Source organism: Lysobacter sp. Hz25 (assembly GCF_046097045.1).
Taxonomy (GTDB): domain Bacteria; phylum Pseudomonadota; class Gammaproteobacteria; order Xanthomonadales; family Xanthomonadaceae; genus Lysobacter; species Lysobacter antibioticus_B.
Genome location: NZ_CP175666.1, coordinates 1,506,669 through 1,522,228, shown reverse-complemented (window position 1 = coordinate 1,522,228; position 15,560 = coordinate 1,506,669). Strand labels below are relative to the sequence as shown.

At 61.3% G+C, this 15,560-nt stretch carries 8 protein-coding genes and 1 pseudogene; 3 read left to right on the top strand and 6 right to left on the bottom strand.

The features are described 5' to 3' along the window. Nucleotides 1-88: 88 nt before the first annotated feature. Nucleotides 89-4,990 carry an RHS repeat-associated core domain-containing protein gene (locus tag ACKN61_RS06325; protein WP_408952769.1) on the bottom strand — a complete coding sequence of 1,634 codons (4,902 nt, stop codon included), beginning with the start codon at nucleotides 4,988-4,990 and terminating at the stop codon, nucleotides 89-91. A gap of 454 nt (nucleotides 4,991-5,444) precedes the next feature. Here ACKN61_RS06325 and ACKN61_RS06320 point away from each other — a divergent pair. Further along, nucleotides 5,445-5,654: pseudogene (locus ACKN61_RS06320) on the top strand (adenosylhomocysteinase); the annotation flags it as partial. 392 nt (nucleotides 5,655-6,046) lie between these two features. After that, entirely contained in the window at nucleotides 6,047-6,838 is a 792-nt protein-coding gene (locus tag ACKN61_RS06315; protein ID WP_408952768.1) for a hypothetical protein, read from the top strand. Nucleotides 6,839-7,592: 754 nt separating this feature from the next. On the opposite strand, the gene ACKN61_RS06310 is transcribed toward ACKN61_RS06315, so the two are convergent. The 5 genes from ACKN61_RS06310 to ACKN61_RS06290 all read right to left on the bottom strand — a co-directional run bounded on the left by ACKN61_RS06310 (nucleotide 7,593) and on the right by ACKN61_RS06290 (nucleotide 14,487). Further along, nucleotides 7,593-7,850, bottom strand: coding sequence for a hypothetical protein (locus ACKN61_RS06310; RefSeq protein ID WP_408952767.1), 258 nt, complete (start codon nucleotides 7,848-7,850; stop codon nucleotides 7,593-7,595). Nucleotides 7,851-7,871: 21 nt separating this feature from the next. Continuing rightward, on the bottom strand, nucleotides 7,872-8,108 hold the full coding sequence (locus ACKN61_RS06305) for a tlde1 domain-containing protein (RefSeq protein WP_408952766.1): 237 nt from the start codon (nucleotides 8,106-8,108) through the stop codon (nucleotides 7,872-7,874). A 93-nt stretch (nucleotides 8,109-8,201) separates the two neighbouring features. Further along, nucleotides 8,202-8,525, bottom strand: coding sequence for a hypothetical protein (locus ACKN61_RS06300; RefSeq protein WP_408952765.1), 324 nt, complete (start codon nucleotides 8,523-8,525; stop codon nucleotides 8,202-8,204). Further along, nucleotides 8,522-13,483: an RHS repeat-associated core domain-containing protein gene (locus ACKN61_RS06295; protein WP_408952764.1), complete on the bottom strand. Its 4,962-nt coding sequence runs from the start codon at nucleotides 13,481-13,483 to the stop codon at nucleotides 8,522-8,524. The genes ACKN61_RS06300 and ACKN61_RS06295 overlap by 4 nt, the downstream gene beginning before the upstream one ends. Before the next feature lie 305 nt (nucleotides 13,484-13,788). Then, entirely contained in the window at nucleotides 13,789-14,487 is a 699-nt protein-coding gene (locus ACKN61_RS06290; protein WP_408952763.1) for a GNAT family N-acetyltransferase, read from the bottom strand. 138 nt (nucleotides 14,488-14,625) lie between these two features. Here ACKN61_RS06290 and metF point away from each other — a divergent pair, with 138 nt between their 5' ends. Further along, on the top strand, nucleotides 14,626-15,450 hold the full coding sequence (gene metF, locus ACKN61_RS06285) for a methylenetetrahydrofolate reductase [NAD(P)H] (protein WP_408952762.1): 825 nt from the start codon (nucleotides 14,626-14,628) through the stop codon (nucleotides 15,448-15,450). Nucleotides 15,451-15,560: the final 110 nt, after the last annotated feature.

The window sequence follows — 15,560 nt, the reverse complement described above, 5'->3', positions numbered from 1 at the left end:
CCCCACTTTCACCAAGATCGAGCGAATGATGCGATAAATCCCGAGCCGCACGGAAATGACCATGCGCAGATGCCCCGCATCCCTGCTCTCATCTACCACGGAGCCTGGAACTCCTTGCCTGGAGATACCTGGTCAAAATTTCCAATGCATCCTCGATATCGGCCTGAGGTTGCTGGTAAGAAAGTACATGCTTCGCTTTGACGCAGTCGCAATTCCTCATCCGGTTCACCTGTGCCATCGTCGGATCTCGCGGAACAAAGTACTCTCGGTACCAACCATCCGAACGATTGCAAAGATTCGGGGCATCCTTTTTGTAGCAAACTACCAGGGTGCAAATCACTTCGCCGAATGGAGTGAGCTTGTCGGCCCCCTCTTCGGGACCCGGCCCCTTATTGCCCATCTGATTCAGTTGATCCTGGCGATAGTCGCGCACACGGTCCTCCATGCTGCTGCCATCGCCGCTGCGGCTGTTTTGGTACTGATTCCACGGGTTAGGCGTGCTTCCAGAAGCGCCGGAAGACGGTTTGGATTGCAACCCGTAAAAGTCCACGAGCCCCATTGGCGCGCTGTCCGAGTAGGCATAGGTACTAATGCCGCCCCGGAGCCCGATCGGATCGCTCCGCATATACCGTCCCGACTCTGGATCATAGTCGCGAAAGTAGTTGTAACTCAGGCGGCTAGCCTCATCGTATCTTTGCCCCGGATACCGCATGTCAAATACGAACTCGACACCATCCAAATCGGGATCCTGTCCCGGCTGGGTCGCTCCAAACGCCTCCCCCTTGATCTGCCACTTCCACACCGCCACGTTACGCGCGGGATCGATCACGACCCGCGGGCTGCCCAAATGATCCGGCTCGATGTAATGCAGTTTCTGCCCGCCGCCAACATCGTCGAGTAGACCGACAGGGAGGCCGTCCAGCCACACCACTTGCTGCAGCGCCGCGCCCGTATCGTCGTACTCGCCCAGCCAGCGTCCCGATTCGTCGTAGAACGCATGGCGCGCCTCAGTTCCGATGTAACGCCTTACTTGTTGTCCTTGCCCGTTATAGGCATACCGCATAGTCGTTGAGCCGTTGGCCTTGACCTGGCTCATCCGCCCCAGATCGTTGTAGACGAACTCGCGCGCCGGACTGCCGATGCTCAAGGTATTGCCGGCTGCGTCGTAAGTTCGGCCCACGCCGCCGACGCTCTGCAAGCGATGGCTCGTGGCCGGATAGTCATACGTCTGCAGTCCCCCGCCGTTCTGCATGCTCAGACGGTTGCCGGTTGCGTCGTAGCGATAGCTTTCCAACGCGGTTCCGGTAGGGCCGTCCTGAGTCTGAGCCAGCCGGTTCAAGGCGTCGTACTCATACCGCGCCAAAATCTGGGACTGATCGGCCGTGCTTAGCTGCTTCACGTTGCCTACCGCGTCGCGTTGCAAGTAAACCGACAGGCCATCCATCGGCGAGCCCAAGAGCTTATAGACGTCGTAGTTGCGGTCCAGACCACGGGTCATCGGACGTCCGTTGCCGTAAATCCAACCCACAGGCGAACTGTATGGGTAGTAATCCACGGACGTCACCAGAATCTCGCGGGCGACGCCGGGCCGGGTTACGCCGACCTCGATGATCTGGCCATGGGTGCTGCGAACGTAATCGGCGACGGTGCCGTCGGGGTAGGTGATCGACTTCAGCGCGTCCGCATCGGTGTAACCATAGCGCAACGTGAGAACCGGGCCGGTAGTTTGAATCGTCTTGCGCACCATGCGGCCGAAGCGGTCGTAGCAATAGCGCACGGTGCCGCCGGTGCCGCTGGTCTGGCTAAGCCGCCCCTTGGCATAGGTTTCGCCAGCAGGACAATCCTCGGCGACGGTGTCGTAGGCGTAGCTCGTGCCCAGCGCCGCGTCGGGATACGACTCTTGTGCCAGCCGCCCCAGTCCGTCATAGCTGTAGCTGGCGATAACATCGCGAGCATCGGTGCGGGTTTTGCGGTTGCCCGCACGGTCATACGTGTAGCTCGTGGTGCCGGTATCGGGACTGACCAAGCGAACCAAGCTACCGAATGCGTCGTACGTATAGGTCGTTTCCAGACCCTTCGGATCGATCACTTTGACCAGCTGATCCAATGCGTCGTACTCGAAACGGGTCTCGGCGTTGATTCGTCCGGCACCGACGTCCTGCAAGTTACGCACCAATCGACCCAGCGGATCATGGTCATCGTCGCCGATACGACCGAGTGCGTCGGTGATCTTATCGGAGCGGCCCGCAGCGTCGTAACTGTATTGGGTCTCGTGGCCCAGGCCGTCTTTGTAGGTCTTCAGCTGGCCGAGCGCGTCATAGATCCGGGCGAGCGTTCGATACATCACGCCGTCGCTTTTCTTGAAATCTTCCTGGACCCGATGGCCCGCCTCATCCAAGGTATAGCGGATCGCCGAGCCGGAGCGGTCCTCTACGCTGATGAGTCGGTGCGCTGCGTCGTAGCCGTAACGCGTGAAATTGCCGTCGGGCAGCGTCACTTGCTTGACCAGACCACTCGGAAAGTATTCGATGCGCGTGATCAAGTCATCGGTTTCGACCGCCGCGTCCGGCCCGCGGACCTTTTGCGCGCTCAACCAGCCTCGCGAGTGATACTCGGAGTCGGTTACTACGCCATTGGCATCCTTGCTCGAAAGCACGCGGCCCGAGGCGTCGTAGCCCAGACGCTCGGTGACCATGCCGAGCGCATCGGTGATCTTCCACAGATCGCCCTTCCGATAACGGCACGAAGACCCGACCGCACAGCCGATATCGTCGTTGGGGTAGTAGTCGTAACGGGTGACGTCGCTTACATCGGTTCTCGGCCCGTCGACGGAAATCGTCAGGCCGGGCAGCGGACACAAGCCGATAGCCACGTCGGCCTGCTCGCAGTACGTCGTCGCGATCACGCGAGTTTCGGCCGCATTGCCCGGGTCGACCACGGAGACCGTCAACGGTTGGGCGCGCGCGTTGTAGTTGATATCGGTCTGGGCGATCAACGCATTGGTCGCGTCGTAGCGGCGGACCCGCGACGGCCTTCCCGCTTGCGCATCCCAGTCGGTCTTGGTGGCGCGCGTATGCGCGGTTGCCGCGCTGGAGGGAGAAAGCCCTTCGATGCGCGAACTCTCGCGCACTCCATCGCTAGCGAAGTCAGTCCGCGTACCGCCGGCATCGGTCGTAGAGGTGGCTCGGTCGCTGGCGTAGCTCGCCAGCATAGTCTGCGATTCCCCAGTTGCAGCGGCGATCTCGACCTTGATCGGCTTCTTGTACGCGTCGGCACTGAAGGTAAACGTCTGGATCGCCCCGCCGGGCAAGGCGACCTTGGTCGTGCTGGCAGAAACATAGTGCAACGCCACCCGTCCCACACCGCCCGCATGTTCGCTCGCGGTGACGCGGCCCTTGTCGTCATACGAGTAGGTCGCATACCGGACGCCGTTCTCGTCAACTACACCGGTGAGGTGATTGGGGAACGCGGCTGCGTTGCATGGCGACAGCACGTTACCCAGATGATCCAGGCACAGCCGGTTCGGCTCCGCGTACAGGTATTCTCGTCCCACGCCCGCTGCGCCGCCATGACGGGCGCGCACCAGGCGCGCCGAGGCGTCGTACTCGTAGTGCATTAACACCGTGCTACCCGAAGAAATGCTTTGCAAACGGATCGCACGACGCGAACCGGCCGAGCCACCGGGCAGGGAAACCACTATGTAGCCGAAACGCAGCTCCCTGCCGCTCGCGCTAACGACGCGGGCGAGGCTGGCGTCGTCCGGACAAGAGTCTGCGCCCAGTTCTACGCCGCCGCAGCGCTCGAACATCAATACCTGCGCTCCGCGTTCGCTGCGCCGGAGCCGGCCGTTCGCATCGAACCACAACCGGCTGCCATCCGGCAGCATCAGTTCCCATACCCCTTTCGCCGCGATCGTCGCCGGATCGGTTTGCTTGCGCAGCGCCGTATCGTTGCTGCTCGAAGGCCGGTACACACCGGATGTCGCGGTTTCGGCAAACCATTCCACGTAGCCGTCCGCGCGGATCCAGAACACCGGACCGCCCCAGATATTGACGGTAAGGCGATCCGAGAAGGAATGCGCCCAGTTGTCGCTCAGCCCCGATTGGAGATCGAAATCGCCGATGGAATTGTAGGTTCGCGAGAAGCTCCACCCGTCCCAATCGAAGTCCGATTCGCGATACTCCTTATTCCCGGTATCCGTTGCGCAAGGGTTGCCGACCCGGGAATTGATGGACTCGATACCCGCCGGCTTCGGACAGCTGGGCGCGTATTGCTTGACGATCTTGCGGATTTCACCGCGCGCGTAGTTGTGGCAAATCAGCGGCCAAGGGCCGATTCGCGGATCATTCGAACGATTGTCCGATGCGTTGAAAAGCGGTGGACACTCATAGAGGTCGGTACGGTTAGGCGCAAACGCGTAGTCCGTGTTGCCGGTGCGTGGATTGTGCACCAGGACATAGCGCTGGCTGCGCGAGTCACCCGGTTGCGGCGTCGGATTGGTGTATACGGTCGCCGCCCTCTCGCCGCCAAACCAACCCGCAAACGGCTCGGAGATATAGCTGCCCTGGAGGCTTGCGGTATATTCGTTGCGCAGTGGGTAGGCTTTCATGCTTGCCGCCACCATCTGCGCTTCGGTATCGCATCCGTTGGTCGAACAATCGGTTTGGTTGCCGCTGACGTGCCCGCTGTAGTAGTCCTCGCTCCGCACGTACTTACGCTTCGGAACGGAGTACTTCAGAACGACATCGGTACCGAGGTTGAGCACCTCGGTCCTTTCGAGCAACGCATTACCGATGGGAGTTGCCGGCTCGGTGCGCAGGTAGGCCTCCGCTTCGGCCAGGGTACCGAAGTTCTGATACTCCAGGTGCGGCATATAGCGCGAGGCGACATAGACATGATCCGGCGCCAGTTGCGCCGCGACTGGCGCACAGGCAAGAAACCATGCGAAAAAGACCACAACCGGGGTCCAGGGACGAGCACTCAGCCGCATGGAAGAATTCCTTTCACTGAAGCTGCCGCACTTGCGGCGAGAAGACACTGCTGGCTGTACTGGCGCCGGCCCTCGAACACAGGCGAGGCCTTCGCATTGTCAGCGACCAGAGCGCCTCGTCACAAGACCGGGGAAACACCAAAAATGTGACCTGAGGATGTAAAGCATCCACTGACCGTCCGCGGGGAACCGTCGATGCGCTGGCGCGACGGCATGCCTGATCCGAGGCATTGGTCTTGAGGGCTTGCACGAAGTACTCGTCGTCGGCGACGGCGAGTATCACCGGCGGCGCGGGATCGAATTGAGCAATCACATCGAAACCACTCCCCGTTGGCATCCGGATGTCCGGCCGTACCGAATCGGGCCGAAGTTGCACGATAGGCGCTTACGACATGCCTTCTATTACTGGCATATCGACTTACGTCGACTGTGCCAGCAAGCGGCGATGAAGACCAACCAGACCCGGGCGCAGATCGACCTGTGGGCCAACAAGGACAGCTACGAAGCCAAGGTCTACATCCTGCCGAAGAAGCTCGACGAAGAAGTCGCGCGTCTGCACCTGGAAAAGATCGGCGTGAAGCTGACCACCCTGACCGACGACCAGGCCAAGTACCTGGGCGTCTCGGTCGACGGCCCGTACAAGCCGGACCACTACCGCTACTGATCGACCCCGCCGCGAGGCGGATCGATGCGACACGGGAAACGGGCGCTTCGGCGCCCGTTTTCTTTTTGTGCGGTCCCTGGTCGTCGCGACGCTCCCTCGCCCGTCGCCCTACATCGCTCAGCGCATCGACGCCGCCGGCCGCGGTATCGCGGTCGCGGCTCGCGCCGCTCCTACCCTTGGATGCGCGGCTTTTGGGTAGGAGCGGCGCAAGCCGCGACACGCCGCCGCAGGTACGGTGCATCGATCCGGTAAGCGGATGAAATGGACCATGAAGCACACTGGAATCCCCCGCGACTGAACCGGAGAACCGCCCGCCGACCTAGGGTCCTACCGAGGCTGGCAGGCGCAATCGCGGCCGTTAGGCTGGCGGTGAAATCCTGCAGGAGCGCGCCATGATCCGCCCCATCGACGGCCCGTCGTTTCCGAGCTACACCCCGCCCGCCAACGATCCGGCGCCGGTCGAGGTCGGCACCCCGACTTACTACGAACAGCGCCTCGCCGACTTCCAGGCGCGCAACCCGGGCGTGGAGCCGCCGGACTACTACCTGGGCTACGGCGACAAATACATGGAGCGGTTCGCCGCACTGGATAGCACCGACCTGTCGCCGGAAGGGCTGGAATGGCGCGACAAGACCACCCTCGCCTTGCAGACCGCGATCGAGGACTACCGCATCCGCGACCCGCAAGGCTTCGCCGATCTGGAACGCGACCCTGATGCCTTTCGCCGCTTCGCTTTCGCCAGCCACCCCGACGCCTATGTCGATTCGGGCCTGTACGGCCTGTCCGTCCAGGACCTGACGGTGATCGCGCTGACCCCGGACATCGGCGACGTGCTCAACCAGGAAGGCATCGACCAGACCAAGATCACCATCGGCAAACTGGAACCCGAGGACGTGCCGGAAATCCTCGGCGACACCGGCGTGCAATACCTGCGCGACGCCGGGCCCTTCGCCTTTACCCCACTGGGGCCGTCGCTTGCCGTCGGCCGACAGGGCGAACGTTTGTTCGACCGTTTGACCGAACAATCCTGGTTCCCCGACATCACCGACCTGCCGCCGGTAGGCCTGCCTGATCTGAATCTCGATCTGTTGCCGGACGTCGACTTGCCCGATATGAGCCTGCCGGATATCGATCTGCCCGATATCGACTTGCCGGACGATATCCCAGGTATTCCGGGGATTTGATTACAAGCCTATCGTCCGGCATCCCGGATCGATATAACAACGGAACGGGCGCCTCGGCGCCCGTTACCTTTGCCGAGATGAGGCGCATGGGTCAATGATCGGGCGCATTGCCTCATGTTGCCGGCCTGCGCAACTAGACACACGTGACGCCACCGACCGCAGTGTCGCGGCATGCGCCGTCCATGGCCTGCGGCATGTATTAGAAATAACTATGCAGACAGAGCGCTAGTTCTCTCGCTTGGAATCTATGCAGGGACCGAGCAAGCGTGACCGCCCTGACTAGCGAGCCAGCCCCCTTCTACGCAAGCACAGAAGACCCACTTATCCGTTACAGGTCGAAGATAGTGACTATGACAACAAGCAAAAACAGCAGTGATATCGCCCACACATAGACAGACCCGACAGCAAACCTTCGATTGCCGTTGAGGAAACGATCTTCCGGCCTCACCTCATCGAGAAGTGGAATCTGGCCAGATTTATTCATAAAGAATTTTTTCATCATCGCGTCGAGTTGTATATCGCCTCATAGATGTTACCGCGATGGGAATTGATCATCCCAGGACTGGCGCCTATGCCACCCAAGCCGATTCCGACATTTAGCCCCTGACCGCTGGGATTGGCTGAATAGGAGCCGCCAGCACCAATAAGAAAAAACGGGCTCTAACCCGGTTTCCGGAGCAGCGTAAAGTCGCCCCCCAAATCAGGAAGTGAATAAGTCCGCCCTTCGACGAAATGCGCTTCGCTTATTGACGCCCTACGTGTTCGCCTTACGGCCTTGCCTTCTAAGGAAGCTCCGAACTCCGGCCCACACAAGGGCAAAAACGAGAGCACATTGAATAACCAACTCAATCGACATCAGGTCGTATGCTCCCTCTCCACTACGAGTCAGAATTTTTGGCAATGCCCCAAGGATCGGATAATTAAAGCCTTCTCTCCAGATGAAGATATCAAGCACAAAGCCAAAAAGAGCCCCAAGTGCCATAACGAGCGCTAATTGCAGCACGGTCTTCATTTGACTGTGATTGTGCCGTAGTTAGAGAACCTTAGTGCCTGGTATGTATTCCTGCTTTGTGTGCATGAGACGCTCTCGAATCGCTTCAAAATCAGTCTTGCTAGGCAGGGTGACGCATCCTTTACTGATCGTACCCGGATGGAGCCTGAACTGCCCCCGGAGATGAATACCCGTAGCCGTATAGTCATTTGGAGAGCCGTCATCGGCGTACAAGGCGAACCATTGAAAAACGGGCTCTGACCCGGTTTCCGACCTCATTCATGTGCACATCAGTCGTTCGTGACCAGCCGCCGTCGCCCCAAAACAAACCCAGCCCCATCGAACTCACAGGCATAAGAAGGGGCAAGGCATTCAATCATAAATATTTGCAAAAAGCCCGTAATCTCGCTCGAAGTAATTGGCCAACGCCATTGCTTGCATCTTGGATTCCGCCACCATATCACCGAGCATAATAGTGACCCCGCCCCCCTCTAGATTTGGGCTAATTACTCTATCCGTCACTTTCAAATGCCCGCCAAACTCGTGACCAGGAGGGATGTCAGCCCCATTCGGCGCAGACATGAAACACAAAGTGTCCCCCACCATCGGTAAGACCACGCAATCAAGCACCCCCTCTACATTACCGATAGCCTCTCCGTCAGCAGTAATGATCGAGAAATCGATCCGGACCTTCATCGCGGGACGCTCGGCAAGAAAAGATCCGTAGCAAGGGCAATTTCTGCGCTCATATCGCAACCAACCTTTTGACCCAAAGAAATCATTGCGGCGATATTATCAAGACGCCCCTTCAAATCAGCAGTATGGGTGACCCACCCCGTCTTCCCATACATCTTATCTCTGTCTATCAACATAGCATTCATCTTCACGCGTGCCGCAGCAATTGCGGCTCGTGTTGCCTTCTTTAGCTCTTCGCAAGGATCTTCACTTCCCACGCAGTATCGATCGAATTGTCTTTCTTCCAATTTAGTCAATTCTCTCCGAGGAACAGGCGAGTACGCAGCCCCTCCAGGAACAGTACACCCAGTTGCCCAGCACCAGATCGAAGCTGCAAGCCCCGAGCCCAACGCCGAAGGCGCAAGGTTAACGGGGGGTTTTGGCGCCATAACCTCAGCACATGCGGCCGGCCCGTATCTCACGCAATAGGCATCAGCCGTTGTTATCTCCAAGCCAAAGGGGTCGATAGAAGTTAACGGGCTCCCGCCAACGTAACTGTATGTGCTAATTCCACCACCTAAGCCAATTGGATCTGACTGCGAGTACCGACCCGTCGCAGCGTCGTACTCGCGGAATCCATTCTGATTTAAGCCACTGATGGTGTCGTACCGCTGGCCGGAGAACCGCAGGTCAAATACGAACGCGGTGCCATCCTGATCCGGGTCTTGGTTCGGCACGTCGGCGCCGAAAGCCTCACCCTTAGCATTCCAGGACCAGATAGCGACGTCGCGCGCGGCATCGATCACCGTACGCGGGGTGCCGAGATGGTCTGGTTGGACGTAGTGCAGCTTCTGCGCAATGCTGGCGCCGACGATGACGCCGACCGGCAAATCACCTAACCAGATGACCTGCTGCGTGGCGGTGCCAATAGCATCGTAGTCGCCGATCCAATGGCTTGCTTCGTCGTACAGCGTATAAACCGCGACCGGACCACCGCTGGCACCGTTAGTCGCAGCGACACGCTCGCCCTTGGCGTTGTAGCGGTAGCTGCGGCTAACTACGCCACCCAGCTTGACCTGACTCATCCGGTCGTTGGAGTTGTAAACAAACTCCTTCGCCCCGCCGATGCTGGTGGTGTTGCCAACCGCGTCGTAGCCGCGCGCAATGCCGCCCACCTCAGTCAGGCGGTGGCTGGTGGCCGGATAGGTGTAGGCCGTCGTCGTGCCTGCGCGCAGCAGGCTGGTGCGATTACCGGTGGCGTCGTAGCCGTAGGTCTCGATCGGCGTGCCGGTCGGGCCGTCGCGGGTGATCTTCAATCGACCTAGGGCGTCGTAGTCGTACTTGGCCAGGAAGGCGCTTTGCAGGCCGTCCTTGAGCTCGGTCAGTTCGCCGACTGCGTTGTAGCCATAGGCCAGCGACAGACCGCCGGCGCCGGGGTCGAAGATGGTCTTGGCGCGGTAATCCAGGTCGTAGCTGCGGCTCAGGCTGCGGCCGTTGCCGTAGGTCCAACCGGTGGCAGGGCCGAACGGCAGGTAGGTGACGTTGTTCAGCAGCACGCTGCGCACGCCGCCGGCCGGGGTCACGCCGATTTCGACGATGCGGCCCTGGGCGTCGCGCGCGTAGTCGGCGACCGCGCCGTCCGGGTAGGTCAGCGCGCTCAGCTCGCCGGCCGGGGTGTAGGCGTAGCGCAAGGTGAAGGACTGCGCGTCGACCGACTGGACCTTGCGCACCACCCGGCCGAAGCGGTCGTAGCAGTACTTCAGCTCGGTGCCTTCGGTACGCATCGCGGTGACGCGGCCGATGGCGAAGGTCTCGCCGGCCGCGCAGGCCGCATTGACCGTGTCGTAGTCGTATTCGACGTCGTTGGCGCCGCTGCCGTAGGAGACCGTCTTCGTCCGGCCCAGCGCATCGTAGGTGTAGGTATGCGGCGCGGCGTCGTTGGCGTCCTGCTTGGTCGCCACCTGACCGGCCGCATTGTAGCTGCGGGTGGTAACGCCGGTGTCCGGGCTGGACAGTTGGACCTGGTCGCCGAAGCCGTTGTAGCCGTAGGTAGTGTTCAGGCCCTTCGGGTCGTTGACCTGGGTCAGGCGGTCGAGCGCGTCGTACCGGTACTCGATCTTGGCGTTGATGCCGCCGACGTCCTGCAAAGTCTTGGCCAGGCGATTTAGCGGGTCGTAGTCGCTGTCGGTCTTGCGGTTCAGCGCATCGGTGGTCAGGTCGCCGTTGCCGGCCGCGTCGTAGGTGAACGCGGTCGGGTGGCCGTCGGCGGTCTTGGCGGTCTTGAGCTGGCCGAGCTGGTTGTAGATCCGCGACAGGGTGCGCTTGAGCGCGCCGCTGGCGTCGCGGGTGTCATCCTGGGTGCGGTTGCCGGCCGCGTCGACGGTGTAATGGATGCGGTTGCCGGCGTTGTCGTAGATGTCGCTCAACCGGTGCGCCGCGTCGTAGTCGTAGCGGACGAAGGCGCCGTCGGGCTGGATCACCTTCTTGACCTGGCCGATCAGGTCGTACTCGTAGCGGGTGATCACGTCATCGGTTTCGGACCCGGCGTTGGCGCCGCGCACCTTGCTTGCCTTGAGCCAGCCGCGCGGGTAGTACTCCAAGTCGGTGACCACGCCGTTGGCGTCCTTGCTCGACAGCAGACGGCTGGCGGCGTCGTAGCGCAAGTACTCGGTAACGTGGCCGAGCGCGTCGGTCACCATCCACAGATCGCCCTTGCGATACGCGCAGGTCGATGGCGAGGTGGCGCAAGCGGAATCGTCGCTCGGATAGTAGGTGTAGAGCGTGGTATCGGCGACATCGGTGCGTGGGCCGTCGATCGCAGTCACGAGCCCCGGGATGGGACAGTTGCCGGCGGCGACGTCCGCGGGTTCGCAATAGGTCAACGCGGTAGTCCGCGCAGTCGAACTGACCGGATCGACCGTCGAGGCCGTCAACGCTTGCCGCCGCCCGTTATAGGTCCATGCCTGCTTGCCGACCAATACATTCCCGGCGTCGTAGACCCGCCGCTCGGCAGGCAGGCCGGAAGCGGCATGCCAATCGGTTTGGGTCGTGCGGGTACGCACGGTCGTCGCGCCCGCGGCGGTCAGCCCTTCGACCCGCGAGGTCTCGTGCAGCCCATCGCTACTCGCCAGGTTCGTGCGCCCGCCGGTGCCGCCGATGGAGTGGCTGACACGGTCATTGGTATAGCCCGCAGATACCGTGCGCGAGCCGCCGTCGGTGGTGCTGATGACCGCCTGAGTCGGACGCTTGAACGGCAGAGAATTGAAGGTGTATGTCTTGCGCGCCCCGGCCGGCAGCGTGACCTCGACGCTGGTCGCAGACACGTAGTTCAAACTGACGCGGCCGGCACCTCCGGCATGCTCGCTGCTGGTAACCCGGTTCTTGTCGTCATAGGTGTAACGCGTGATCCGTACACCTTGCTCATCCACCACGCCGGTGAGGTTGTTCGGGTAGTTGGCGACGTTGCAGTTCGCGATCGCATTGCCCTGGTGGTCCCGGCAGAGCAAATCGGCTTCGGCATACAGGTACTGCCGTCCAGGCCCGCTCGGCCCGCCGTGACGCACGCGTACCAGACGCGCAGCCGTGTCGTATTCGTACTCGGCCAACACTGTCCCGTCCGCCAGCACCCGCTTGACCCGAGCGTCGTAGCGCGTGCTGCCCGTACCCACCGGGGCAGCGATACTGGTGTACTCAAACGCCAGGCTGCGGCCGCTGGAACTGGTGACCTTCGCCACATAGTCCGAGTGCGGGCAGCTTTCGGTCCCCAGCGCTGCGCCGCTGCAATAGTCCAGGCTTAGAACGCCCGCGCCGTTCTCGATACGACGAAGACGCCCGTCGGCCCGGAACCACAGACTGCTGCCGTCTGGCCGCATCAGTTCCCAGGCACCCTTTGCAGCTATCACTGCCGCATCGGCTTCTTTACGCAGCGCGGCATTCTTGCTGCTGGAAGGCCGGTACATTTCTCCCGCAGATGCCAGGGACTCAATATAGCCGTCCGCTCGCACCCACAGGTTGGGGTATCCACCATTGGCGAACATCAATCGGCCAGAGAATGGATGCGCCCAGTTATCGCCCATACCCGACAGCAGTGAAACCTCACCGATCGAGTTGTAAACGCGCTGGAAGTCGCGCCCCTCCCAGCTGAAATCGCTCTCGCGATACTCTTTATTACCCGTATCCGATGCGCAGGGATTGCCGTCGCGCGGAACGAGGTCCGGAGGCAAGGCATCGCAGCTGGGTGCGTACTGCTTGGCGACCTTTGTGATCGACCCTGTCGCCCCGTTATGGCAGATCAGCGGCCATACGCCTTTGGACGGTTCGCCATAAGTATTGTCTACCGCATTGAATAATGCAGGACACCCATAGAAATCGACTCGATTCACTCGGTACGTATACTGGACCGCTCCGGTCGCATTCGAGCGGGCGAGGATCTCGCGCTGGTTCGGAATCGGCGCACCGCTATATTGAACTGCGTTCATTACTATGCGCGCGTTCTGGCCTTCTGAACCCCACATTGCGAAGGGCGGCGACAGATAAGCGCCTCGTAAAGTCGCGGTATAGCTGTTTAGAAGTGGATAGGCTCGCATGCTCGCCGCGACCATCTCTTCTTCGGTATCGCACTTCAGTCCGCTGCAATCGGTGGCATTGCCACTCATGTGCCCGTCGTAGAAGTCGCCGACATAACGTTCATATGCCCTACGAGGAACGTTGTACTTGAACAAAGTTCCGTATATTCCCAAAAACTGCATCGAACTTCTTTCGAGGTAAACATTCCCCCTGGGTGTCGCAGGTTCGGTGCGGATGTAGGCTTCGGCCTCAGCCAAAGTCTTGAATGTTTGGCTTTCGCCGCTCGGCATGTAACGCGTTGCTCGGTACTCGTACTCCGGCACCTGCGCCGAAGCTTCGATGGGCACCAGAGTGGATAGCAGCACGCAAGCGGCTGCCATGAATCGAAGAGGGGTACAGGCCATCAGAGTCATCCAGTGAAGAACATGCGTCGCCTGACGCAACTTCCAGTAAGGCGGCCCACAGACACTCGGATGACCTCACCGCATGAGGAAAACCGAGCCGTCGAGCGCGAAATTAGCGTCATGATTCATGAGAGCCCAGTCTCATTACAAGAAATAGGTCGATCACTCATCGCAAACCATCGACTTCATCACAATCGGCAACCTTGATCGAATGGCTTCCGCGTGAAGCTACAGCGTCTTCATCCAAGCGATTGCTTTTCACTCGCGTCTGGGCCAGACCCTGCTGTGTGATGTTCCGAAGATCCTTCGGGAACCTACGCTTCGCGCCGCAACGACCAGAACGGAATATCCCGCCGCAAGCGATAGCCGTTGCGTTCGTACAACTCGACCGCGCGCGGGTTTTCGTGGCTCACGTGCAAGAAAGGGATCCGCCCGCGGGCGTGGTTGTCGTTGGAGAGAAACCGCAGCAGGCGACGCGCATGGCCGTGGCCGTTGAAGTCCGGGTGGGTGCAGACGGCGCTGATCTCGGTGTAGGCGTCCGTGCCCATGCGCTCGCCGATCATCGCCGCGAGGCGGCCGTCGCGGTAAACACCGAAGTAGCGGCCCAGCGCCATCGTGTGCGGACGGAAATAATGCGGATACACCAACGCAGTCAGCGCCAGCACGTCGTCGCGCTGGCGTTCGCCGAGCTCGACGATGTCGTCGCTCTCGTCCGTCGCCGCGTCGGCGATCGGCGCCTCGCAGATCATCTGGGCCAGGTCGGCGAGGTGCTTGAGCTCCCAACCGGCCGGGATAGCCGGCGCCCGGTCGAGCAGCAGCACGGTGTCCTGTGCGGGCACCAGTTCGGCCAGTGCGGCCCCGGCGTCGGCGCCCTCCTCGGCCACTCCCATGAACGGAGCGATCTGCGCCGGGTAGCGCGCCAGCGGCCCGGCGCTCAGCGCCAGCGACGCATGGCGGCTGCGCAGGGACGACCAGATCGGGTTGTCGAGGACGTGGGACTGGCTAGGGTTCATCGGCTCGCACTCGTCGGCATGGCCCGCTCGTCGCGGTGGGCCCCAGTTTAGGCAGGCGCCGGCCCGGAACGGGAGCCTTGTTCCATTCATCGCGATAGAGAGATATTATCCAGGCACCCACCATCGTGCGACTCGCCCATGCTGCCGATCAGCTTCGAGTTCTACCCGCCCAAGACCGACGAGCAACGCACCCAGTTGGACCGCTCCGCGGCCAAGCTCAAGCCTTACTCGCCGAGCTACGTGTCCTGCACCTTCGGCGCCGGCGGCTCGACCCTGAGCTACACCCCCGACACGATCCAGCACCTGCGCGAGAAGCACCGCCTAGACGCCGCGCCGCATCTGTCCTGCGTCGGCGGCACGCGCGCGGAAATCCGCGAGCTGCTGGCGCGCTACCGCGAACTCGGTTGCCGCCGCCTGGTGACCCTGCGCGGCGACCTGCCCTCGGGCATGGCCAGCGCCGGCGACCTGCGCTACGCCAACGAACTGGTCGAGTTCATCCGCGCCGAAACCGGCGACCATTTCCACATCGAGGTCGCCGCCTATCCGGAAACTCATCCGCAGGCGCGCGATGCGCTGTCGGACCTGGAAAACTTCAAGCGCAAAGTCCGCGCCGGCGCCGACGGCGCGATCACCCAGTACTTCTACAACCCCGACGCCTACTTCCGTTTCGTCGACGACGTGCGCGCGGCCGGCATCGACATCCCGATCGTGCCCGGCATCATGCCGATCTCGAACTTCAGCCAGCTGCGGCGCTTCTCCGACCTGTGCGGCGCCGAGATCCCGCGCTGGATCGGCCAGCGCATGCAGGCCTACGGCGACGACGCCGACAGCGTGCGCGAATTCGGCGCCGATGTCGTGGCGCAGCTGTGCAGCCGCCTGATCGAAGGCGGCGCGCCGGGCCTGCATTTCTACACGCTCAACCTGGCCAAACCGACCCAGACGGTGTTGTCGCGTATCGCCTGAGGCATTCAGACACCTGAAAGCGCAAGTGCAGGCGTCAAGAGACGACGTTGCACTCCGAGTGCTTATGGCGAATTGCTAAGACAAGTCTCATCTCCGACTTGTCCGCCGAC